A 21,653-nucleotide genomic window follows, 5' to 3' on the forward strand; every position below is an offset into this window, starting at 1 on the left:
GTTCGGAGGCGAAGGTGGCGTCCGTCGCAATCCATTCGCCGGCGATCAGGTGTTTGCCGTGGGGGGTGAAGGTCATGGATCAGTCCTTGTGAATGGGGTCTAGGGTGAACATGCCGCCCTGCCAGATCGCGTTGGGATGATCGGCGGCAGGGGGCGTCATGCGGGCATCGAGGCCTTCGCGGAAGGACTCGGAATTGGCTTTCGGTTTCCAGCCCAGGAAGCTGGCCGCGGAATTGTCCCACCATTTGCCATCGTTGTCCGACACGCCCCAGACAATAGGGCAACCCAGCCGCGGCACAAGGAAGCATCGGCGGATCAGGTCGGCGAAGTCGTCATGCGACATCCAGGTCGACAGCATCCGGTGGTTAACCGGTTCCGCAAAGCAGGATCCGATGCGGACGATCGCCGTTTCCTGCCCGAACTTCGAATGATACAGGCTCGCCATCGCCTCGCCAAAGCATTTGGAGACGCCGTAAAGGCCGTCGGGCTTCATCGGCATGTCGGGGGTCAGGTATTCGTCCTGCCGGTAGAAGCCGATCGTGTGGTTGGAGCTGGCAAAGACGATGCGCGGCATGCCATGGGCGCGGGCGGCCTCGTACAGGTTGTAGACGCCCTTGATGTTGCCGTTCAGGATCTTGTCGAAGGTCTGTTCCACCGACACCCCGCCCAGATGCACGATCCCGTCGCACCCTTCGACCAGCTTCAGGACGGCCGCCTCGTCGCCCAGATCGCAGGGCATGATCTCCTCATGCGGGGCGGCGTCGCCCAGATCCGCGATGTCGGAGAGACGAATGATTTCGGCCAGCGGGCGCAACTTCTCGCGCATCACGCGGCCCAAACCCCCGGCGGCGCCGGTGATCAACAGGCGGTGCATAAGGTCCTCCCCTTGGTTCATGCAAAGTTATCATACAAGCTGAGGCGGGATCGTCCAGCGTGTCTTATGAAAAATCGGACGGGTGCCGGTCCGGGAAACGCGGCGGCGGAGGTGATTCTGGTGCCCGTCCGTTTAGAGGGCGTGCGATTTTTGCCCATGCTGCCGTTCGATCGACCGAATATTGGGCAGCTTGATGCACGGGCCTGTTCTGCACGTCCGTTCGGTTGACGGGGCGGGCAGCGGGCGCAATCCTGAACATGTCGGCAGGAACAACGGCGTTCCCGGCAATGACGATTTCCGAGCAATGGCGCTCGACCGCATGGTGTTGAACCTGCTGTCGTGCGCCTTTTTCATTTTCAGCCAAGGATAGGCATCATGACCCAGAACTTGGTGGCCACATGAGCTTTCTTCCCCCCAGCCCGCCGGACGGCCACCGGATCGGCACGATCGCCCTTGTGGGCGCCGGACCGGGGGCGGCGGACCTGCTGACCCTGCGGGCACTGGACCGTTTGCGGAACGCCGACGTGGTGTTCTACGACCGTCTGGTGGATCCGGAGGTGCTGGTCCTGACCCCCGCACGCAAGGTGTTCGTCGGCAAGGAGGTTGCGGCCAACGCGTGGCCGCAGGCCCGCATCAACCGCGTGATCGTGGCCGCCGCGATGGACGGGTTGCGCGTCGTGCGCCTGAAATCCGGCGACCCTTCGGTGTTCGGCCGCGCCTGTGAGGAGCTGGAGGCCGCACGCAGCTTCGGCATCCCGGTGGAGATCGTTCCCGGCATCACCGCCGCCAGCGCCGCCGCGGCCAGCCTTGGCCGGCCCCTGACCGAACGCGGGCGGACGGAGCGGCTGGTCCTTGCCACCGCCACCTGCCGTCCCGGAGAGACGGCAAACCTTTCGGGCGCCTTCGTTCCCGGCACCACGCTGGCGCTCTACATGGCCATGCACCGCCTGTCTGTGGTGGAGGCGGAGCTTCTGGCCGCCGGCGCCCCCGGGGACTGCGAGGTCGAATTCGTGCAGGGGGCCGGAACGGCCGGCCAGCGCATCCTGACCACCACGCTGCGCGGCATGGCCGCGGCGGCCACCGGGTTGTCGAACCCGGCCATCATCCTGATCCGCTGGCCAAAGACGGTCGACCGGATGGCATGCGCCCCGGCGCTTGCCGAGACATCCTGACGGCTGCAACGGCGCAGCTCTTCGCCCTCATCCCCAGTTCGAAGAAACGGAGCTTTACGCCATGGCCCACGCCGTGCCTTCACCCATGCGCGCGTTGACGCTGTCGACGTTCGCCTTCACGATCTGCTTTGCCGTCTGGACGATCTTCGCCATCATCGGCCTTCAGATCCGCGAGATGCTGCACCTGTCGGACACGCAGTTCGGCCTTCTGGTCGGGATGCCGGTGCTGACGGGATCCCTGGTCCGGGTGGTGCTGGGCATCTGGACGGACCGGCTGGGCGGGCGCATCGTGTTCACGCTGACCATGCTGGCGGCGGCGGTGGCGACGTTCCTTCTCAGCTTTGCCACCACCTATGCGCAATTCCTTGTGGCCGCGCTTGGCGTCGGGCTGGCGGGCGGCACCTTCGCGGTGGGCGTCGCCTATGTGTCGCGCTTTTTCCCCGCCGAACGGCAGGGGACGGCGCTTGGCATCTTCGGCGTCGGCAACGTGGGTGCCGCAGTGACGAAGTTCTGCGCGCCCTTCCTGATGATCGCTTTGGGCTGGCAGGGTGCGGCGCAGGTCTACGCCGTCGTGCTGGCCGCGACCGCCCTCCTGTTCTGGCTGATGTCCGAGGAGGATCCCGTCCGTGCCACCGCGGCGCCTCGCAGCCTGAGGGCCGAATTCGCCGTGATGTCCGACATCCGGGTGTTGCGCTTCTCGCTCTACTACTTCTTCGTGTTCGGCGGGTTCGTGGCGCTGGCGCTGTGGCTGCCGTCCTACCTGATCGGCGTCTACCAGTTCGACGTGGCGACGGCGGGGATGATCGGCGCGGCCTATTCGTTGCCCGGATCGGTGTTCCGCGCCTGGGGCGGATCGCTGTCGGACAAGCACGGCGCGCGGGCCATCCTGTACTGGACCTTCGGCGTGTCGGGGATCGCCACGCTGCTTCTGGCGCTGCCCTTCGGCTTTGGGCCCGAGGCGTTCATCGCCATCGTCTTCGTGCTGGGCCTGTTCATGGCCTTGGGCAAGGCCGCCGTGTTCAAGCACATCCCCGTGTATTACCCGCAGAACGTCGGCGCGGTGGGGGGCATGGTCGGCATGGTCGGCGGGCTGGGCGGCTTCGTGCTGCCGCTGCTGTTCGGCTGGCTGCGCGACCTGACGGGCGACTGGTCCAGCTGCTTTGCGGCCCTTTTCGTCCTTGTGGCGGTCAGCCTGACCTGGATGCATTCCGCGATCCGCCGCCTTCCCGCCGCCCAACCCGCTTGAACCCCATGCAAGGAACATCAGCCATGACCCAGCGACTTGTCATCATCGGGGCCGGCATGGCCTCGGGCCGGATGATCGAACATCTCCTCGACGCCGCGCCCGACGCCTGGCACATCACCCTGTTCAACGCCGAACCGCGCGGCAACTACAACCGGCTGATGCTGTCGCCGGTCCTGTCGGGCGAAAAGACGTATGAGGAGATCGTCACCCATGACAACGCCTTCTATGCCGACCGCCGCATCGATTGCCGCTTTGGCGACAGCGTCACCCGCATCGACCGCGCGGCGAAAGTCGTTCATTCGGCCGGCGGCGCGGTGTCCTACGACCAGCTGGTGATCGCCACCGGCTCGGCCCCCTTCATCATTCCGGTGGCGGGGAAGGAGTTGCCCGGCGTCGTCACCTATCGCGATCTGGAGGATACGAATGCCATGATCGCGGCCAGCGGCCCCGGCGCCAAGGCCGTGGTCATCGGTGGTGGTCTTCTGGGGCTGGAAGCGGCGGCCGGCATGGCCGCGCGCGGCGCCGACGTGACCGTGATCCACCTGATGAGCCATCTGATGGAACGCCAGCTGGACCCTGCGGCGGGTTATCTTCTGCAAAAGGATCTGGAACGGCGGGGCATCCGCGTCCATTGCAAGGGTGCGACCAAGGCGATCCTTGGCACTGACCGGGTGGAAGCGGTGTTGCTGGAGGATGGCACCGTTTATGACGCCGATCTGGTCTGCATGGCCGTCGGCATCCGCCCCGAGGTGCGCCTGGCCAACGACGCGCATCTGGAAGTCGGGCGCGGCATCGTGGTGGACGCGCAGATGGCCACCTCGGACCCGTCGATCTTCGCGCTTGGGGAATGCGTGGAATTCGACCGCCAGCTTTTCGGTCTGGTCGCCCCGCTTTACGATCAGGCGAAGGTGCTGGCCGAGGTTCTGAATGGCGGCGCCGCGGCCTTCTGCCCCGTGCAGACGGCGACGAAGCTGAAGGTGACGGGCTGCGACCTGTTCAGCGCCGGCGATTTCGCCGAAGGGGAAGGGCGTGAGGAGATCGTGTTCCGCGACCCGTCGCGCGGCATCTACAAGCGTTTGGTGATCGAGGATGACCGCCTGATCGGCGCCGTCATGTATGGGGACACGGCCGACGGCAACTGGTTCTTCCAGCAGATCAAGGATGGGACCTACATCTCGGACACGCGGGAAACGCTGATCTTCGGGCCGGCGTTCCAAGGGGGTGTCCAATCGGACCCTCTTGCAGCCGTTGCAGCCTTGCCGCTTGATGCGGAAATCTGCGGGTGCAACGGCATATGCAAGGGACAGATCGTTCAGGCGATCAACGGGGGTGCGACGGATCTGGGCAAGGTGCGCGCCTGCACCAAGGCCAGCGCGTCCTGCGGAACCTGCACGGGGCTGGTGGAACAGGTGCTGGCGCTGACGCTGGGCGATGCCTTCGCCAAGCCCGTGGCCCAGCCGATGTGCCCCTGCACCGACCTGACGCATGAGGAGGTTCGCCGCCTGATCAAGGCGCGCGAGCTGAAATCCATGCCCGCCGTGATGCAGGAGATGGGGTGGAAAACCTCCTGCGGGTGCCCGTCCTGCCGTCCGGCGCTGAACTTCTATCTTCTGGCGGACTGGCCGCTGGAGTATCGGGACGACCGCCAAAGCCGCTTCGTCAACGAACGCCTGCACGCCAACATCCAGAAGGACGGCACGTTCAGCGTGGTGCCGCGCATGTGGGGCGGCGTGACCAACGCGGCAGAGCTGCGCGCCATCGCCGACGCGGCCGACAAGTATGACGTGCCCATGGTCAAGGTCACCGGCGGCCAGCGGATCGACCTTCTGGGCGTGAAGAAAGAGGATTTGCCCGCGATGTGGTCCGACCTGAACGCGGCCGGGCTGGTGTCGGGGCACGCCTATTCCAAGGGGCTGCGGACGGTGAAAACTTGCGTCGGGTCCGAATTCTGCCGCTTTGGCACGCAGGATTCCACCGGGCTTGGCATCAAGCTGGAAAAGCGCCTTTGGGGATCGTGGACGCCGCACAAGGTGAAGCTGGGCGTGTCCGGCTGCCCGCGCAACTGCGCCGAGGCGACCTGCAAGGATCTGGGCATCATCTGCGTCGACAGCGGCTATCAGATCGGGGTCGGCGGTGCGGCGGGCATGGACCTGAAGGAGATCGAGCGTCTTCTGGTGGTCGAGACGGAGGCCGAGGCCATCGACGTCACCGTCGCCTTCGTGCAGCTTTACCGCGAGAACGGCAAGTATCTGGACCGCGTCTACAAGTGGCTGAAGAAGGTGGGCCTGGACTGGGCGCGCGAACAGGTGGCCGATCCCGCGATCCGCGCCGCGCTGGTGGAACGGTTCGACCTGTCGCAATCCGTCTATCAGAAGGACCCGTGGGCCGAACGCGCCGCCCCGGACGAGGCGCGCCGTTTCCAACCCGTCGCAACCCTTTCGCTGGAGGCCGCCGAATGACGCTCTGGATCGACATCGCCGCGCTGGACGACATTCCCCCGCGCGGCGCCCGCACCATCCGCACCCCCGAGGGCTGCGTCGCCGTGTTCCGCACCTTCGACGACCGGGTGTTCGCGCTGGACGATCGCTGTCCGCACAAGGGCGGGCCGCTGTCGGACGGGATCGTCCACGGCCACGCCGTGACCTGCCCGCTGCACGCCTGGGTGTTCGATCTGGAAACGGGGGTCGCGCAGGGCGCGGATGAAGGCGCCGTTGCCACCTATCCCGCGCGGGTGGATAACGGGCGCGTGCTGATCGACGCTGAACGGCTGGTCGGGCGGCGCGTGGCATGATCCGGTCCACCTGTCCGTATTGCGGCGTCGGGTGCGGGGTGCTGCTGTCCCCCGCGGGTGAAAGCGGGCTGGTCGTGCGCGGGGATCCGGACCATCCGGCGAACCAGGGGCGGCTGTGCTCCAAGGGCACCGCGCTTGGCGAAACCGTCGGACGGGCGGGGCGGCTGACGCAGCCGATGATCCACGGACAGCCCGCCGATTGGGACGGCGCGCTGGACCTGATCGCCACGCGCTTTCGCGATACCGTGGCGGCGCACGGGCCCGACGCGGTGGCGCTGTATCTGTCGGGCCAGATGCTGACCGAGGATTATTATGTCGCCAACAAGCTGATGAAGGGCTTCATCGGCAGCGCCAACGTGGACACCAATTCGCGCCTGTGCATGGCCTCCACGGTGGCGGGGCATGTGCGGGCCTTCGGCTCCGACACCGTTCCGGGCACGTATGAGGATCTGGACGAGGCCGATCTCGTGGTGCTTGTCGGGTCCAACCTTGCCTGGTGCCATCCGATCCTGTGGCAGCGGGTGGAGGCGGCGAGGGCCGCGCGCGGCACGAAGATCGTGGTGATCGATCCGCGCCGGTCCGTCACGGCCGAAGCGGCGGACCTGCATCTGCCCGTCGCACCGGGCGCGGATGTGGCGCTGTTCAACCGGCTGCTGGCGGAACTGGCCGATCGCGGCCTTGCCACGGGCGTGGCGACGGGGCTGGAGGATGCGGTGGCCGCCGCGCGGGCCGAGGAGGCGGACACCGGCGTCCGTCCCGCCGATCTGGCACGCTTTCTGGACATGTGGTGCCGGACCGAACGGGTGGTCACCGTCTTTTCCCAAGGGGTGAACCAGTCCACCTCCGGCACGGACAAGGTGAACGCTATCCTGAACTGCCATCTGGCCACGAACCGCATCGGACGGCCCGGCATGGGTCCGTTCAGCGTGACCGGCCAGCCCAACGCCATGGGCGGGCGGGAGGTGGGCGGCCTGTCCAACCAGCTTGCCTGCCATCTGGCGCTGGAAAATCCGGCCCACCGCGACGCCGTGGGCGCCTTCTGGAACGCGCCGCGCATGGCCGACAAGGCGGGCCTGAAGGCGGTCGATCTGTTCCGCGCCGTGGGCGACGGGCGCATCAAGGCGCTTTGGATCATCCACACCAACCCCGCCGTGACCTTGCCCGAGGCGGACGCCGTGCGCGCCGCCATCGCGGGATGCGATTTCGTGGCCGTCAGCGATGTGACCGGCGCGACCGACACCGCGCGGCTGGCCCATGTCCTTCTGCCCGCCGCCGCATGGGCCGAGAAGTCCGGCACCGTCACCAATTCGGACCGGACGATCAGCCGCCAGCGGGCCGTCCTGTCCCCGCCCGGAAGCGCGCGGCCGGACTGGTGGGCTTTGGCGCAGGTCGCGCGGCGCATGGGTTTCGGGGGGTTCGACTGGGCCGGTCCCGCGGCCATCTTTCGCGAACATGCCGCCCTTTCGGGCGTGGCGGGAAGGCTGGGGCGAGACTTCGACATCTCGGCCAAGGCGACCATCGACGATGCGGGGTATGAGGGGATGGCACCCTTCCGTTGGCCGTTCACGGCCGCGCGCCAAGGCGGCCGGTTCTTCGGCGACGGGCGGTTCTTCACCCCCGATGGCAAGGCCCGCATGATCGCCGTCCGCAACCGCCCCTTGGCGGCGGAAACCTGCGGCGACCGCCCCTTCCGCCTGAACACCGGCCGCATCCGCGACCAGTGGCACACGATGACGCGCACGGCGCTGGCCCCCCGCCTGAACCGCCATCTGGGGGAGCCGTTCGTCGAGGTGAACCCGGTGGATGCCCTTCGGCATGGCCTTTCCGCCTTCTCGCTGGCCGAGGTGGGGTCGGATTCCGGCCATGCGATCCTGCGCGTGGCGGTGACGGACCGGGTGCGGCCGGGGCAGCTGTTCGCCCCGATGCACTGGACGGGTGAAACGGCCCCCACCGGCCGGATCGATGCCGTTGTGGCCGCCGCCACCGATCCGCTGTCGGGCCAGCCGGAGTCGAAGGCCGCCGCCGTTTCCCTGCGCCCGTGGCCAGCGCGCTGGTTCGCCTTTTCCGCCAGCGCGGCGGATTTGCGGCCGGCGACCGCCTACTGGGCGCGGCGCGTGACGGACACGGGGCAGGCGGCCGAACTGGCCATGTCCGAGGCCCCGCCTGACATCGAAGCCTTCGCGCGCGATCTGTTCGCCCTGCCAGAGGCCGAGGTCATGCGGCTTGACGACGCCGCGCGCGGGCTGACCTCGCTGTGCCTGATCCGGGCGGGGAGGGTGGCGGCCTTGCTGTTCGCGGGCCCGTCGCCCGTGACCCTGGCCCGGGACAGCGTGATCGCGCGGATCGGCGCGCCGCTGGATCGGGCGACGCTGGCCCCCCTTGTAGCGGCGGACCGTCCGGATGGTGGGCCGCTGGTGTGCGCCTGCACGGGGGTGGGCCGCAACACCATCCAAACCGCGATCCTTGACGGGGCCTGCGACGTGGCCGCGGTCGGATGCGCCACCGGTGCCGGAACGAACTGCGGCGCGTGCCGCCCCGAGATCGCGTCGCTTTTGTCGCAATTGGCGAGCCGGACGGCGGCGGAGTAACCTTGCGCCCTGTTCTTGCCGAAGGGCCTTCGCCGAAAGGGGCGCCTTCACGGTTTCTGCTTCCCACCCTTCTTGGTGAAGGGGGCGCAGGAACCCGAGGCCTTGCAGACGTTATCCGAACACCCCGTGCAGGAACCAGCGGTGGGAGCCTGTGGCCCGGTCTTCGCCGTCGCCCGCGCGGAAGATCCAGAAGCGTTCGCCCCTTTCGTCCTCGATCCGGAAATAGTCGCGGACGGCGATCATCTCGGCGTCGCGGGTCCACCATTCGCCGAAGATCCGTTCGGGCCCGTCGGCGCGGCGCACCCGGCGGCGGACGCCGCGCCAGGCGATCCAGTTCGGCGGATGGTCGGGCAGCAGGGCCATGGTCTCGATCGGCTCGGGCCGGTGCAGAAGGCGGGCGGGGCGGGGCCAATGGTCGGGCCAGCCCAGGCCGCCGTCTTCCGCCAGCGCGGGAACGCGCCGGACCGACCGTTCGGGCACGTCGCTTTGCACCGGGGCCGCGCGGTAGATGGCGCGGGCGCCCACGCGGTTCGCCAGCACGTCGATCAGGCCGGACAGATCCGGGGCGGTGGCATCCAGCGTGCTGATCTGCCGGGCGTCCAGAGGTTCGGTCAGGGTGGCCGCCAGCGTCATGATCTCGATCCCGAAACCGGGGGAGATGGTTTCGATCTTGTCGTGAAGCAGGCGGGTCAGGCGCTGCGGGTCGCGCTGCGGAACGGCCAGACCGATGCGCACGGTTTCCACCCGGTTGTCGACGCGGGTGCACAGAAGGTCCATCCGGCGGACGCCCAGACCACGCTCCTCCAGCGCGGCGCAAAGCTGCACCACCAGCTTGCCGATATAGCGGGCGATGGTTTCGGCCGCGCCGATGGGTTCGGCAAAGGCGCGACGGACCTCGATCAGGCCTTCGGGCCGAAGGGGCTCGATCGGTTCCGCCACCTCGCCAAGCGCCTGGTCCAGACGGCGGCACAGCTCCGGCCCGAAGCGGCGGGTAAGCGGCGCGCGCGGCTGGCCCAGCAGGTCGCCGATGCAGGCCAGGCCAAGGTCGTGCAGCGCGCTTGCCATGGCCGGCGGCAGGCGCAGGGCCGAAAGGGGCAGGGGGGCCAGCATCTCGGGCCCCGTTGCCAGAACCGTGGGATCGGCCACATGGCGCGCCAGGGCGTGCGCCGCGCCCCATGTGTCGGCCAGGGCCGCGCGCGCCGTGACGCCGGACAGAGTCAGCCGCCCGATCAGCGCCTCCAGCATCGCCGCCTCTCCGCCGTGCAGGTGGTCGGCACCGGTGGAGTCGATGACGATCCCGTCCGGCGGGTCCACGGCCACAACGGGCGCCAAACGCTGAAGCACCCAGAAGGCCAGCCGTTCCAGGCTGGCCAGATCCGCCGCGGGGTCCGCACGTTCCACAAGAAGACCGGGCACCAGCGCCTGCGCCTTGCTGACGGACATGCCCACGGTCAGGCCCAGCCCTGCGGCCGCCGCGTCCACGCCGGTGACAAGACGGCGGTTGCCGACCCGTCCCGCGACGATCAGCGGGGCGTCACCCGACGGCGCGGTGTGGCCCGCCTGCCGCCGCAGCCGATCGGTCGGCCAGGTCGGCAGGAAGACCGAGATGACCCGTGCCATCGCATGCCTCCAGCTCGATCTCCAGACTTTCCCCGGCGCGGGCGCGGATCAGCTCCACAAGCCAGCGCGCGCGGCCCACCCCCGGTACCGGCAGGGGGGCGGAGGGCAGCATCGACACCCGCCAGCGCGTCATCGCCGCGGTGGGCTGGCCGAAATCGGTGGCCTCCACGGGATAGCGCACGCGGCGCAGGGCGATGCCAAGGGTGCCCGACCCCTTGGCGGCCAGATGCAACCGGCGCGAGGCGGTCATCGACAGCTTCGCCACATCGGCCACCACGGCGCCAAGGCCGCCATGACGCAAGCCTTCCTCCATGCAGGCGAGGACGGAGAGGTCATCCCCGGCCTCCACATAGATCACGCGGTCGGGGGGAAGGCCCGCCTGCTCCAGCCCCGGGGCGAAGAGGTCGGGTTCGGTGACGCACCACAGCACTTGTCCCGGCAGGCGGGCCGCGATGCCCGCGGCAAAACGCGCGGCGGCGGCGCCGTCCAGTGCGCCATGGCCGCCGCCCGCCACCTCATGCAAGGCGCCGGTGGCAAGGCCGCCGCCGGGCAGGCGACGGTCGAGGTCGGGGATGTCGAAGGGCAGCACCGCCTGGGGCGGGCCGTGATCGCCTTCCAGCGCTGCGATCTTCTGGCGCAGCGCGGCAAGGGCCAAGGGTAAGGGGTGCGCGGACATGGCAGTGTCAGGCTCCGGGTTGAAAGGTGAAACAGGTTAATGTTCCATATTTGTTCTATATTGGAGGCGGGTGTCAAGGCTGTTGGCCGGTGACGGGACAGTTGCAATATCCGTGGGGAAGACTTTATGCCTTGTGATCCGGGCTGTGGAGCATTGGCCCGGGTTGCAGACCGGCAGTTCCGGTCGCCTTCCAGCCAAGGCCGGTCGGAACGACGCTAACAGATGGACGCGACCCCATGTTCGACTTCATTACCGGTTTTCTGGAGGCCACGGGCCTGTGGGGGGTCGCCCTCCTGATGTTCATGGAAAACCTGTTTCCGCCCATCCCGTCCGAACTGATCCTGCCGCTGGCGGGCTTCAACGCGGCCCAAGGACTGCAAAGCCTGTGGGCCACCATTCTGGCGGGCACGGTCGGATCCGTTCTGGGGCTGACGATATGGTACTGGGTGGGCCGGACGTTCGGTCTGCGGCGGCTCAAGCGGCTGGCGGATCGTTTGGGGCGGTTCGCGATGATGGACTCGACCGACCTTGACACGGCCTGCCATTGGTTCGAACGTCACGGGGCGGTGGCCGTCCTGTTCGGGCGGTTGCTGCCGACCGTGCGGACCCTGATCTCCATCCCCGCGGGGCTGGCCTTCATGCCGTTCTGGAAATTCGTGGCGTTTTCTGCCGTCGGAACGTTTCTCTGGTCCGCCTTCCTGACCCTGATCGGCTATATCCTCGAAGCGCAGTATGAACGGGTGGAGGCGTGGCTGAACCCGGTTTCCACGGTGATCGTGCTGTTGATCATCGGCGCCTACATCTGGGGCGTGGTGACCTATCCCACCCGCATGCGGAAGCGCGGCGCGAAATAGGCACGGGGGCGGTGGCCATGGCCCCCGCCCGCTGAAACCTAGAACATCATGTTGTCGTTCGCGGCCATTTCGGGAACGGCCTGGATCACATCCCAATGTTTGGTGATCTTTCCGTCCTTGCCCCGGAAGATGTCGACGATGGCGCGGCCGCGATCATTGTCGTTCCGGTTCGCATGGACGTGAAGCCAGACCAGATCCTCCGTGGCGGAACCTTGCACGATCTTGGAACGGGCGCCGGCATTGTCCTTGAAATACTGGGTGAAGTGATCGTCGAAAGGCGCCTTGCCGTCCGAACGGTCGGGTTGTGCTGCTTGTCGCTGTCGCCCAGCACCGCAGATCCCTTGGCCACGTCATGATCGTTGAAGACGGTGTTGTAGAAGTCGACGACAAGGGCGCGGTTGGCCTTTTCAACGGCCGGATCGCGGCCTTGCGCCACGGCGAAGGCCGGAAGGGCAATCAGGGCCGACAGCGTCAGCGCAGGATTTTCATGACAGGTCCTTTCTGGAACGTCAGTAGCCGACGGTGAATCGCTGGCGAACATGGGCCGGGGTTTCGATCTCATCGACAAGGGCCACGGCGAAGTCGTCGAAGGAGACATTGCTGCCTTCGGGCCCGACCAGCAGATCGTCCTTGCCCAGCCGGAAGGTGCTGGTCCGCTGTCCGGGAAAGATCTCGGCCGATGGGGACAGGAAGGTTCAATCCAGATCCTCCACGGTTGGCAGCAGCGCCAGGAATCGCTGCCCTTGCGGGCTTCGAGTTTGTAGGCGTCCGGGACATCCGGGCCGTCGGTCACCGGCGTGCCGTTGACCACCAAGCTTCCCGCGCCTCGCATGACGACATAGCGCCTCACCCCCGAGGCGCGGACCGCCTCGCCCAGCCACGGCGCGTCCGTGTCCGCGAATTGCACGGCCGAGATCACCGCGTCATGGCCCTGCAACGGGGGGCAAGCTCTTCTTGTCGTTCACGTTGCCCTTCACGGCGGTCACGCCAGAAGCGCCGCAATCTTTTCCGGATGAAGGGCGATGGCAATCACGCGGTGCCCGCGTGCGGAAAGTTCCTTCAGGATGCGGCAGCTGCCGTTACCGGAAGCGCGATCAGCGCGATCAGCGCGATATGTGCTATGGCGAAACTTCACCCTTCGCGGTCTATTATTGGGACCGTGCCATAGCTAGGCCGGTTTGTTTTTTGCCGCGAGACGTCGCTTTAAACTGACCAAGGCACGGCAGGATGACCTGAACCGATGAAACCCATATCCCTGTCGAAACACGCGCATCTGAAGGACGTCTGCCTCGTCCGGGGCGTGCTGGACCGCATCGGCGATCAGTTGAGCCTGCTGGTCCTTGACCTGCCGGGCGACCGGACCCTGCACTTCAACGAACTGCTTTGCGAAAGCGGCGACATCTCGCGCCAGATGCTGTCCCGTACCCTCAAAGTTCTGGAGGAGGACGGGTTCGCGATCCGCACGCTGTATTCAAAGGTTCCCCGCGGGTGCAATATTGCCTGACTGATCTGGGCCGGTCCTTCCTGCTGCCGATGAAGGCTTTGACGCATTGGGCGGACGCCCATCACGATCAGATCAAGGCCGCACGGCTGCGGATGCAGGATCGGTAGACGGGGCGAATGGTTCTCAAGGTGCTGACAAAACTCCCAACGTGTCTCCACAGCGCCAAAATCTCGCGCAGAATGATATAAGTTCGGATTTTCGAAACCTGTTTTACATCAGCATGGTTTATAAGAGTGATCGTCCGCGTCAGAAGGGAACGGCAGACGCGGGTCTGCCTGAACCGACAGGAGCTCAAGATGGCCATTCGCCAATCCCTCTTCATCCTTGCCCTTGGTTGCGCGGCTGGCCTGACCTTTCCCGCATCGGCGCAGGACGGGCTGCGCGTCGCGCTGGACGGAACGTTTGCATCCCACGCCATGCCCAGCCTGTCGGGCGGGGTGGAAGGGTTCAACGTGGATCTGGCCAAGCTGATCGCCGAACGGCTGGGCACCACGGTGCAGATTGACGCCGCGCAGTTTTCCGGTCTGATCCCGGCCATGCAGGCGGGCACCTACGATTTCCTGGTCGCGCCGGTCACCGTCACGCCCGAACGGGCGGAGAACATGATCTTCACCGAAGGCTTCATGGACACGAACTTCACCTTCGTCCAGAAGGCGGGCACCCCCCCGGGCAAGACGCTGGAGGATTACCGGGGCCAGTCGATCGCGGTGAACAAGGGATCGGCCTATGACACCTATGCCAACGAGCATGCGGCGGAATACGACCTGACCGTGACCTCCTACGGCACCGCGACCGACGCGGTGGAGGCGGTGCTGACTGGCCGGGCCGACGCCTCGCTGACCGGGTCCACCGTGGCCGCCTGGGCCGTGAAGAAGAACCCGCGCCTGGAACTGGGGGCGGAGATCGCCACGGGCCAGGTCTGGGGCCTGCCCTTCCGCAAGGATGACGTGGCCAACCGCAACAAGGTGGACGCGGTGCTGGAATGCCTGAAGACCGACGGATCGCTGGCCAAGCTGTCCGAGAAGTGGCTGGACGTGACGCCCGCCGAAGGGTCCACCATCCTGACGCCCGTCGCAGGCTACGGCGTGCCCGGCCTGCCCGGATACGAGGACACCGCCCACGAGATCGCCTGCCCTTCCTGAGCCGGCCGGAGTTTGTTTCCATGACACCGATGCTTGAGGTTGCCGCGCTGGAAAAGCGCTTCGGCGACACCACCGTCCTGCGCAACATCAACCTGAAGGTCGGCCGAGGGGAACTCGTCTTCGTCATCGGCCCCTCGGGGTCGGGCAAGTCCACGATGCTGCGCTGCTGCAACCGTCTGGAGGAGCCGACCTCGGGGTCGATCCTCATCGACGGCAAGAACATCATGAACGCGCTGTCGAAGGACCTGAACACCCTGCGGCTTCAGACGGGCATGGTGTTCCAGGGCTTCCACCTTTACCCGCACATGAGCGTGGTGCGGAACGTCATGCTGGCGCAGATGCTGGCGATGAAGCGCGGCAAGGCCGAGGCGAAGGCGCGGGCGATGGACATGCTGGACCGCGTGGGGCTGGCCCACAAGGCCGACGCCATGCCGACGGAACTGTCGGGCGGGCAGCAGCAGCGCGTGGCGATCGCCCGCGCGCTGGCGCTGGACCCCAAGGTGATGCTGTTCGACGAACCCACCTCGGCCCTCGACCCCGAACTGGTGGGGTCGGTGCTGAAGGTGATGAAGGACCTGAAGGCGCAGGGCATGACCATGCTGGTCGTCAGCCATGAGATGGGCTTTGCCCGCGAGGCGGCGGACCGCGTCGTCTTCATGGACGGCGGCGTCGTGGTCGAACAGGGCCCGCCCGAGGCGATCTTTGGCAACCCGCAGCACGAACGCACCCGCGCCTTCCTGTCCCGCGTGTCGAGCCACTGATGGAACGCTTCCTCGACACCTTCTTTGCGCCGCAGGTCTTTGCGCGCTATCTGCCCGAGGTTCTGGCCGCGATCTGGACGACCCTGTGGCTGGGCGTGGTGGTGATCGTGGCGGGGATCGCGATCGGGCTGGTGCTGGCCTGCCTGCGCGCGGCGCGCCGGTGGTGGCTGACGCTGCCCATCGTGATCTTTGCCGACATGCTGCGGGCCCTGCCGCCGCTGGTGCTGATCCTGCTGATCTATTTCGGGCTTCCGGGACTGGGGATCACGCTGTCGGGGCCGCTGGTGCTGATCCTTGTGCTGACGGCCGTGCTGGCCGCCTTTGCCGAGGAGATCTTCTGGGCCGGCCTGACCGCGCTGCCCCGCGGGCAGTGGGAGGCGGGACGCGCCACGGGCCTTGGTTTCGTGCAGGTGCTGGTGTTCATCGCGCTGCCGCAGGCGGTGCGGATGGGGATCCCCTCGCTCGTGAACCGGTCGCTGGCGATCACCAAGATGACGGCTCTGGGCTCCGTCATCGGGGTGAAGGAGATTCTGGCGGTGTCCTCCTCGGCGCAGGCCGTGTCGGGGTCGGCGACGCCGCTGACGCTGGCGGCCATCGCCTATCTTGTGATCTTCCTGCCCGCCGTGGTTCTGGCCCGCTGGCTGGAACGCCGCTTCACCTGGAAGGTGTGATGTCATGATCGAGATGTTCTTCAACCTCGACATCATGCGCCAGTCGCTTCCCCTGCTGATGCAGGGGCTGGTGATGACGCTGAAGCTGTGCGTCGTGGTGATCGGGCTGGGGCTGGTGGGCGGGCTGTTCCTGTCGCTGGCGGCCACAAGCCCGCGCCGCTGGCTTCGCTGGCCGGCGATGGCGGTGATCGACCTGATGCGCGCCCTGCCGCCCTTGGTGCTGCTGATCTTCATCTATTCCGGCCTGCCCTTCGCCGGGCTGGAAATGCCGGCCTTCGCGGCGGTGGCCATCGCCTTCCTGCTGAACAACTCCGCCTATTACGCCGAGGTGTATCGCGCGGGGCTGGAATCGCTGCCGAAGGGCCAGTGGGAGGCGGCGCGCGCCACGGGCCTGTCCATGCCGCAGACGCTGACCCATGTCATCATCCCGCAGGCCGTGCGCAATGTGCTGCCCGACCTTCTGTCGAACACGGTGGAGGTGGTGAAGCTCACCTCCCTCGCCTCGGTCGTGTCGCTGGCAGAGCTTCTGTATCAGGCCAACATGGCCCGGTCCGTCACCTACAATTCCTCTCCGCTGGTTCTGGCGGCGGCGATCTACCTGGTCCTTCTGTGGCCCTGCGTCCGCCTTGTCACCCGCTTCCAGCGCAAACTTTCCATCTAAGGACATTCCCATGAAAATGATCGTTGGCGGCGCGCAGATCGGCGGCATCCAGAAGGACGAAGGCCGTCAGGCCGTGGTGGCCCGCATGATGGCCCTGATGGAACAGGCGCACCGGAAGGGCGTCGAGTTCCTCGTCTATCCCGAGATGACGCTGACCACCTTCTTCCCCCGCTTCTATGTCGAGGACCGGTCCGAGTTCGACCACTGGTTCGAGACGTCCATGCCCAACGCCGCCACCCAGCCGCTGTTCGACATGGCGAAGCGTTTCGGCATGGGCTTCACCTTCGGCTATTGCGAACTGACGCCGGAGGGGCTGCACTACAACACCTCCATCCTCGTGTCGCCTGAAGGGGAGATCGTGTCGAAATACCGCAAGACCCACCTGCCGGGCCATGCGGAGTATGAGGCGGAGCGCACGCACCAACATCTGGAGAAGCGGTATTTCTTGGCGGGTGACACCGGCTTCAACGTGGTGCGCAACCAGGGCGCCATCATGGGCATGGCGATCTGCAACGACCGCCGCTGGCCCGAGACGTGGCGCACGCTGGGCCTGCAGGGGGTGGAACTGGTGACCATCGGCTACAACACCCCCAGCCAGAACAACCTGTCGGCCGAGGAGGGGATTGAGCGGCGCGTGTATCACCACGAGCTGTCGGTCTGTGCTGGGGCCTACCAGAACTCCACCTATGCCGTCGCCGTGGCGAAATGCGGGATGGAGGATGGCAACCACATGTTTGCAGGGTCGATCATCGTGGACCCGGACGGCTTCGTGATCGCCCGTGCGGAAGGCGAGGGGGACGAGCTGATCCTGGCCGAGTGCGACTTCGACAAATGCGCTTTCGGCAAATCCACCGTCTTCAACTTCGCGGCGCATCGCCGTATCGAGCATTACGGCCGGATCACCGAACAGACCGGCGTCAAGATCGAGGTCTGAGGCATGTTCGACACCGTCATCCACTCCGGCACCGTGGTCACGGCCACGGACAGCTTCAAGGGCGACATTGGGATCCGGGATGGCCGGATCGCGGCGATCGCCGAAACGCTGCCCGGCGGGGACCGCCGCATCGACGCGGGCGGCCGCCTTGTCCTGCCCGGCGGGATCGAGGCGCATGCCCACATCGCGCAGGAAAGTTCGGCCGGTGTGATGACGGCGGACGACTATTATTCGGGGTCGGTTTCGGCGGCCTTTGGCGGGAATTCCAGCTTCATCCCCTTCGCGGGGCAGCATCGCGGGCAGTCGGTGGACGATGTGCTGGCGACCTATGACGCGCGGGCAAAGCGGTCGGTGATCGACTATTCCTATCACCTCATCATCTCCGACCCGACGGAGAAGGTGCTGACGGACGAGCTGCCGCGCGCCTTCGAACGCGGGATCACCAGCTTCAAGGTCTTCATGACCTATGACCTGATGAACCTTGGCGACGGGGGGATGCTGGACATCCTGACCGTGGCGAAGGAGCATGGCGCCATCACCATGGTTCATGCCGAGAACAACGAGATGGTGAAGTGGATGAACCGTCGTCTGGCGGCCAAGGGCCTCACGGCGCCGAAATACCACGCCATCAGCCGCCCCGAGCTGGCCGAGGAGGAGGCGATCAACCGCGCCATCAGCCTGGCCAAGCTGGTCGATGCGCCGCTGTTCATCGTGCACGTGTCCACCGCCGGGGGCGCGGCGTTGGTGCAGCGGGCGAAGCTGGACGGTGCCAAGCTGTTCGCGGAAACCTGTCCGCAATACCTCGCCCTGACGCGTCACGATCTGGACCGGCCGGGGATGGAGGGGGCGAAGTTCATGTGCTCCCCCCCCGTGCGCGACGAGGCCACGCAGGACGCGTTGTGGCGGCACATCCAGGCCGGGACGTTCGAAAGCGTGTCCTCGGATCACGCCCCCTATCGCTTCGATGAGACTGGCAAGTTCACCGCCGGCACGGATGCGCCTTATCCGAAGATCGCGAACGGGATGCCGGGGATCGCGGCGCGGTTGCCCTACCTCTTCTCCGAAGGGGTGATGAAGGGGCGGATCACCTTGCAGCATTTCGTGGCGCTGTCGTCCACCAACGCGGCGAAGACCTTCGGGATGACGACCAAGGGATCGATCGCGCCGGGCATGGACGCCGACATCGTGATCTGGAACCCAGAGGCGACGCGCACCGTCACGCTGGCCGACCAGCACGACAACATCGACTATTCCCCCTTCGAGGGGATGGTGCTGACCGGCGTACCGGAGGTGGTGCTGAACCGCGGGCAGGTCATCGTGGAGCATGGGGAGTTGCGCGCGGCCGAAGGGCAGGGCCGCTTCGTCGCCCGCGCCCGCGTGGACCTGACGGGCAAGCCGGGGTATCGCGCCAAGGAACTGGACCCCGCGCAGAACTTCGGGGCAGAGATCGCACCATGAGCGTCCTTGTCATCAACCCCAACTCCTCGCAGGGTGTCACGGAGGGGCTGGCGGCGGCGCTGACCCCCTACGGCCCGCATTTCGACTGCATCACGGTGCCCGAAAGCCCCGCCACCATCGCCACGAACGAGGATGTGGCCCGCGCCGGCCTGCGCGTGCTGGAAATCGCCCGCGAGGCCAAGGCCGAGGCCGTCATCACCGCCTGCTTTTCCGATCCGGGGCTGGATCTGATGCGGTCCGAAGGGATCCGCGCCTTCGGCATCCAGGAATGCGGCATCCTGACGGCCATGGCGCGGGCCGACCGCTTCGGCATCATCGCCCTGTCGCCGAAATCCATCCCGCGCCACATGGCAAGGATGCGCCAGATGGGCGTGCTGGAGCGTCTGGCGGGGGAGGTCGGGCTGTCCGGCGTGTCCGCGTTGGACGCAGGCACGTCCGACGCGGTGCTGGAGGAAACGCTGGAAGCGGGCGCCCAACTGGTCGCCATGGGTGCGGGCGCCATCGTGCTGGGATGCGCCGGTTTCGCCCCCCGCCGCCGGCTGCTGGAAGACCGGCTGGGCGTCCCCGTCATCGACCCCGTGCAGGCGGCGGCGGTCATGGCCCTTGGCACGATCCTCGGCTGATGGAAAACGGGGGGGTCAATCCGGCCGAGATCTCGTTGCGGATGCTGGAAATCTTCGCGACGATGATGCGCTGCGCTACCACGGTGGAGGCGGCGGCCGCGCTGAAGATCAGCCAACCCGCCATCTCTGCCGGCCTGCGCCAGCTGGAAACGCAGCTGGACCTTGTCCTGTTCGACCGCACGGCCCGCCGCCTGACCCCCACCGCCGAAGCCCGCGCGCTGTACGAGGAGATCCGCCCCATCTTCGGCCTGATCCGCGGTTTCGCGGTCCGCGCGCAGGACATGAAGCTGGGCCTGTCGGGGCGGTTGCGCATCATCTCCACTCCGCCCTTGGGGCATACGGTGGGGCCGCTGGCGCTTCAGCGGTTTCTGGAGGATTCGCCTGACATTTCCGTCAGTTACGACGTGCGACGGTTGAAGACGGTGCTGGAAGCCGTCCAGACCGGCACTGTGGACATCGGCATCGCCCTGACGCAGGAACGGTCAGACCTTGTGGACACCCATGTGCTGCAGCAGGCGCACATGGTGGCGCTGGTGCCGGCCGGCAGCTCGCTGGCCGTACGTCCCCACGTCACCCCGCAGGATCTCGCCGGTCATCCCCTCATCGGTCTGGAGCAGGAATCGAACCTCGGCCGGTTGGTGCGCAGCGCCTATGACCATGCGGGGGAGCCCTATGTCCCGCGGGTGGAGGTGCGGTATTGCGAAACCGCGACCATGCTGACGAACTCGGGTCTGGGGGCCACGGTCGTCGATCCATGGTCGGCGCGGCTGGCCGGTCCCCAACTGGTCCAGCGCCCTTTTCACCCTTTGTGCGAGGTGCGGGCCGTGCTGTTCACCCGCAAGGGCGTGCCGCACACCTCCCTCATGGATCGGTTCACGAAACAGCTGCACGCCTGCCTGTCCGATCCGTCTTCAGTCAAGGACCCGACATGACCTGCAACATCCTGTTTCGCGTGGAAGGACACGTGTATCGCAAGGCGCTGGCCGTCCATCACCGTGTCCATGACGCCTGGGACGGTCCCGCCGCGCTGCCGGAGGCTGTGCGTGCACAGGTCCGCGTGGTCGTGACGAACGGCACGGTCGGCCTGACCGAAGAGGAGATGGCGCTGCTTCCGTCCCTCGGCCTCATCTGCACCGTGGGCACGGGGTACGAGGCTGTGGACGTGGCCGCGGCCTATCGGCGCGGCATCGCGGTCACCCATGCGGCGGGGGTGAATGCCGGGGCGGTGGCCGAACACGCCATCGGCATGATCCTGGCCCTGACGCGCCGACTGTGCCGGTTCGACGCCGCCGTGCGGGCGGGAACCTGGCGGGGGGATGTGGGGACAAGTTCGCTCATGTCCGGGCGGCGCATGGGGATCTTCGGGATGGGCGGGATCGGCCAGCGGCTGGGGCGGCTGGCCGAGGCGTTCGGGATGCCGGTGTCCTATTGCAGCCGGACGGCGAAGGATCTGCCCGCCTGGACGTTCCACCCCGATCTTCTGACCCTTGCCCGCCATGTGGACGTTCTGGTGATCGCGGCGCCGGGCGGGCCGGCCACGTTCCATGCGGTGAACGACGCGGTGCTGGACGCGCTTGGCCCGGAAGGAATCGTGGTCAATGTCGGCCGGGGGTCCATCATCGACACAAGCGTGCTGATCGCGGCGCTGGAAGCGGGCCGCATCGGCGGCGCCGCCCTTGACGTGCTGGAGGAGGAGCCGGAGGTGCCCGAGGCGCTTCGCGCGATGCCCAACATTGTCCTGTCACCCCATGTCGCGGGGCTGGCGCTGGAGGTTCAGGAACTGAGCGCCGCCCTGATGATGCGCAACATCGACGCGTTTTTGGCAGGTGCTCCACTCGTGACGCCGGTGCCAGGCTGAGGCTGGCCCGGCGTTCGGCGACCCAGGTGCCACGCATGGGGTTCGTCCGGCGCAAGACTGCCCCGATCCACCATGATTCATGGCGGAGCTAGGGGCAAAGCGTCGTATGCGGGCGGTATGTTTGAAACGGAAGTCGTGTCTTGCAACGTGGCAACTGCCGGCAAATCGGCGCGCCTGCAGACCGAAAGGCGGAATGGTCACGAAACTGTCAATGGAAGCC

Annotated in this window: 23 protein-coding genes; 19 read left to right on the plus strand and 4 right to left on the minus strand. The window is 66.9% G+C overall.

The window, feature by feature from the left end; translation table 11 throughout:
• Nucleotides 1-79 precede the first annotated feature (79 nt).
• Complete coding sequence (locus ACSHZY_RS11170; RefSeq protein WP_435169116.1) at nt 80-874, minus strand: NAD-dependent epimerase/dehydratase family protein; 795 nt, start codon at nt 872-874, stop codon at nt 80-82.
• 181 nt (nt 875-1,055) lie between these two features.
• On the opposite strand from ACSHZY_RS11170, the gene ACSHZY_RS11175 reads away from it, so the two are divergent.
• The 6 genes from ACSHZY_RS11175 to ACSHZY_RS11200 all read left to right on the plus strand — a co-directional run bounded on the left by ACSHZY_RS11175 (nt 1,056) and on the right by ACSHZY_RS11200 (nt 8,671).
• Nucleotides 1,056-1,244: a hypothetical protein gene (locus ACSHZY_RS11175; protein WP_435169118.1), complete on the plus strand. Its 189-nt coding sequence runs from the start codon at nt 1,056-1,058 to the stop codon at nt 1,242-1,244.
• Nucleotides 1,245-1,272: 28 nt separating this feature from the next.
• Nucleotides 1,273-2,046: a uroporphyrinogen-III C-methyltransferase gene (cobA, locus tag ACSHZY_RS11180; RefSeq protein ID WP_435169120.1), complete on the plus strand. Its 774-nt coding sequence runs from the start codon at nt 1,273-1,275 to the stop codon at nt 2,044-2,046.
• A 61-nt stretch (nt 2,047-2,107) separates the two neighbouring features.
• Nucleotides 2,108-3,292, plus strand: coding sequence for an MFS transporter (locus tag ACSHZY_RS11185; RefSeq protein ID WP_435169122.1), 1,185 nt, complete (start codon nt 2,108-2,110; stop codon nt 3,290-3,292).
• A gap of 23 nt (nt 3,293-3,315) precedes the next feature.
• Nucleotides 3,316-5,751, plus strand: a complete 2,436-nt coding sequence (gene nirB, locus ACSHZY_RS11190) for a nitrite reductase large subunit NirB (protein WP_435169124.1) — start codon at nt 3,316-3,318, stop codon at nt 5,749-5,751.
• Nucleotides 5,748-6,083: a nitrite reductase small subunit NirD gene (gene nirD, locus ACSHZY_RS11195; RefSeq protein WP_435169126.1), complete on the plus strand. Its 336-nt coding sequence runs from the start codon at nt 5,748-5,750 to the stop codon at nt 6,081-6,083. The genes nirB and nirD overlap by 4 nt, the downstream gene beginning before the upstream one ends.
• Complete coding sequence (locus ACSHZY_RS11200) at nt 6,080-8,671, plus strand: molybdopterin-dependent oxidoreductase (protein ID WP_435169127.1); 2,592 nt, start codon at nt 6,080-6,082, stop codon at nt 8,669-8,671. The genes nirD and ACSHZY_RS11200 overlap by 4 nt, the downstream gene beginning before the upstream one ends.
• Before the next feature lie 111 nt (nt 8,672-8,782).
• On the opposite strand, the gene ACSHZY_RS11205 is transcribed toward ACSHZY_RS11200, so the two are convergent.
• Nucleotides 8,783-10,291 (minus strand): Y-family DNA polymerase, encoded by a 1,509-nt coding sequence (locus ACSHZY_RS11205; protein WP_435169129.1) that lies wholly within the window; start codon nt 10,289-10,291, stop codon nt 8,783-8,785.
• A complete protein-coding gene (locus ACSHZY_RS11210) occupies nt 10,206-10,967 on the minus strand; it encodes an ImuA family protein (protein ID WP_435169130.1) in 762 nt (253 codons plus the stop codon). Before ACSHZY_RS11210 ends, ACSHZY_RS11205 begins: the two co-directional genes overlap by 86 nt.
• A gap of 236 nt (nt 10,968-11,203) precedes the next feature.
• Here ACSHZY_RS11210 and ACSHZY_RS11215 point away from each other — a divergent pair, with 236 nt between their 5' ends.
• Nucleotides 11,204-11,821, plus strand: a complete 618-nt coding sequence (locus ACSHZY_RS11215; RefSeq protein ID WP_435169132.1) for a DedA family protein — start codon at nt 11,204-11,206, stop codon at nt 11,819-11,821.
• Nucleotides 11,822-11,859: 38 nt separating this feature from the next.
• On the opposite strand, the gene ACSHZY_RS11220 is transcribed toward ACSHZY_RS11215, so the two are convergent.
• A complete protein-coding gene (locus ACSHZY_RS11220; RefSeq protein ID WP_435169134.1) occupies nt 11,860-12,039 on the minus strand; it encodes a nuclear transport factor 2 family protein in 180 nt (59 codons plus the stop codon).
• 134 nt (nt 12,040-12,173) lie between these two features.
• Here ACSHZY_RS11220 and ACSHZY_RS11225 point away from each other — a divergent pair, with 134 nt between their 5' ends.
• The 12 genes from ACSHZY_RS11225 (at nt 12,174) to ACSHZY_RS11280 (ending at nt 21,433) form a co-directional block, all read left to right on the plus strand.
• Nucleotides 12,174-12,347 carry a hypothetical protein gene (locus ACSHZY_RS11225; protein ID WP_435169136.1) on the plus strand — a complete coding sequence of 58 codons (174 nt, stop codon included), beginning with the start codon at nt 12,174-12,176 and terminating at the stop codon, nt 12,345-12,347.
• Nucleotides 12,348-12,360: 13 nt separating this feature from the next.
• Entirely contained in the window at nt 12,361-12,585 is a 225-nt protein-coding gene (locus ACSHZY_RS11230; protein WP_435169137.1) for a hypothetical protein, read from the plus strand.
• A gap of 476 nt (nt 12,586-13,061) precedes the next feature.
• A complete protein-coding gene (locus ACSHZY_RS11235) occupies nt 13,062-13,325 on the plus strand; it encodes a winged helix-turn-helix transcriptional regulator (RefSeq protein ID WP_435169139.1) in 264 nt (87 codons plus the stop codon).
• Nucleotides 13,326-13,621: 296 nt separating this feature from the next.
• Nucleotides 13,622-14,467 carry a transporter substrate-binding domain-containing protein gene (locus ACSHZY_RS11240; protein ID WP_435169141.1) on the plus strand — a complete coding sequence of 282 codons (846 nt, stop codon included), beginning with the start codon at nt 13,622-13,624 and terminating at the stop codon, nt 14,465-14,467.
• 29 nt (nt 14,468-14,496) lie between these two features.
• Complete coding sequence (locus ACSHZY_RS11245) at nt 14,497-15,228, plus strand: amino acid ABC transporter ATP-binding protein (protein WP_435169415.1); 732 nt, start codon at nt 14,497-14,499, stop codon at nt 15,226-15,228.
• Entirely contained in the window at nt 15,228-15,899 is a 672-nt protein-coding gene (locus ACSHZY_RS11250; RefSeq protein WP_435169142.1) for an amino acid ABC transporter permease, read from the plus strand. The genes ACSHZY_RS11245 and ACSHZY_RS11250 overlap by 1 nt, the downstream gene beginning before the upstream one ends.
• A gap of 4 nt (nt 15,900-15,903) precedes the next feature.
• Nucleotides 15,904-16,560 carry an amino acid ABC transporter permease gene (locus tag ACSHZY_RS11255; protein WP_435169144.1) on the plus strand — a complete coding sequence of 219 codons (657 nt, stop codon included), beginning with the start codon at nt 15,904-15,906 and terminating at the stop codon, nt 16,558-16,560.
• 10 nt (nt 16,561-16,570) lie between these two features.
• Nucleotides 16,571-17,494, plus strand: a complete 924-nt coding sequence (locus tag ACSHZY_RS11260) for an N-carbamoyl-D-amino-acid hydrolase (protein WP_435169145.1) — start codon at nt 16,571-16,573, stop codon at nt 17,492-17,494.
• Nucleotides 17,495-17,497: 3 nt separating this feature from the next.
• Complete coding sequence (gene hydA / locus ACSHZY_RS11265) at nt 17,498-18,952, plus strand: dihydropyrimidinase (protein WP_435169147.1); 1,455 nt, start codon at nt 17,498-17,500, stop codon at nt 18,950-18,952.
• On the plus strand, nt 18,949-19,575 hold the full coding sequence (locus tag ACSHZY_RS11270; RefSeq protein WP_435169149.1) for an aspartate/glutamate racemase family protein: 627 nt from the start codon (nt 18,949-18,951) through the stop codon (nt 19,573-19,575). Before hydA ends, ACSHZY_RS11270 begins: the two co-directional genes overlap by 4 nt.
• A complete protein-coding gene (locus tag ACSHZY_RS11275; protein WP_435169151.1) occupies nt 19,575-20,507 on the plus strand; it encodes a LysR family transcriptional regulator in 933 nt (310 codons plus the stop codon). The genes ACSHZY_RS11270 and ACSHZY_RS11275 overlap by 1 nt, the downstream gene beginning before the upstream one ends.
• Complete coding sequence (locus tag ACSHZY_RS11280; protein ID WP_435169153.1) at nt 20,504-21,433, plus strand: NAD(P)-dependent oxidoreductase; 930 nt, start codon at nt 20,504-20,506, stop codon at nt 21,431-21,433. Before ACSHZY_RS11275 ends, ACSHZY_RS11280 begins: the two co-directional genes overlap by 4 nt.
• Nucleotides 21,434-21,653: the final 220 nt, after the last annotated feature.

The sequence above is a fragment of the Falsirhodobacter sp. 1013 genome (genome assembly GCF_051195255.1).
GTDB lineage: Bacteria > Pseudomonadota > Alphaproteobacteria > Rhodobacterales > Rhodobacteraceae > Falsirhodobacter.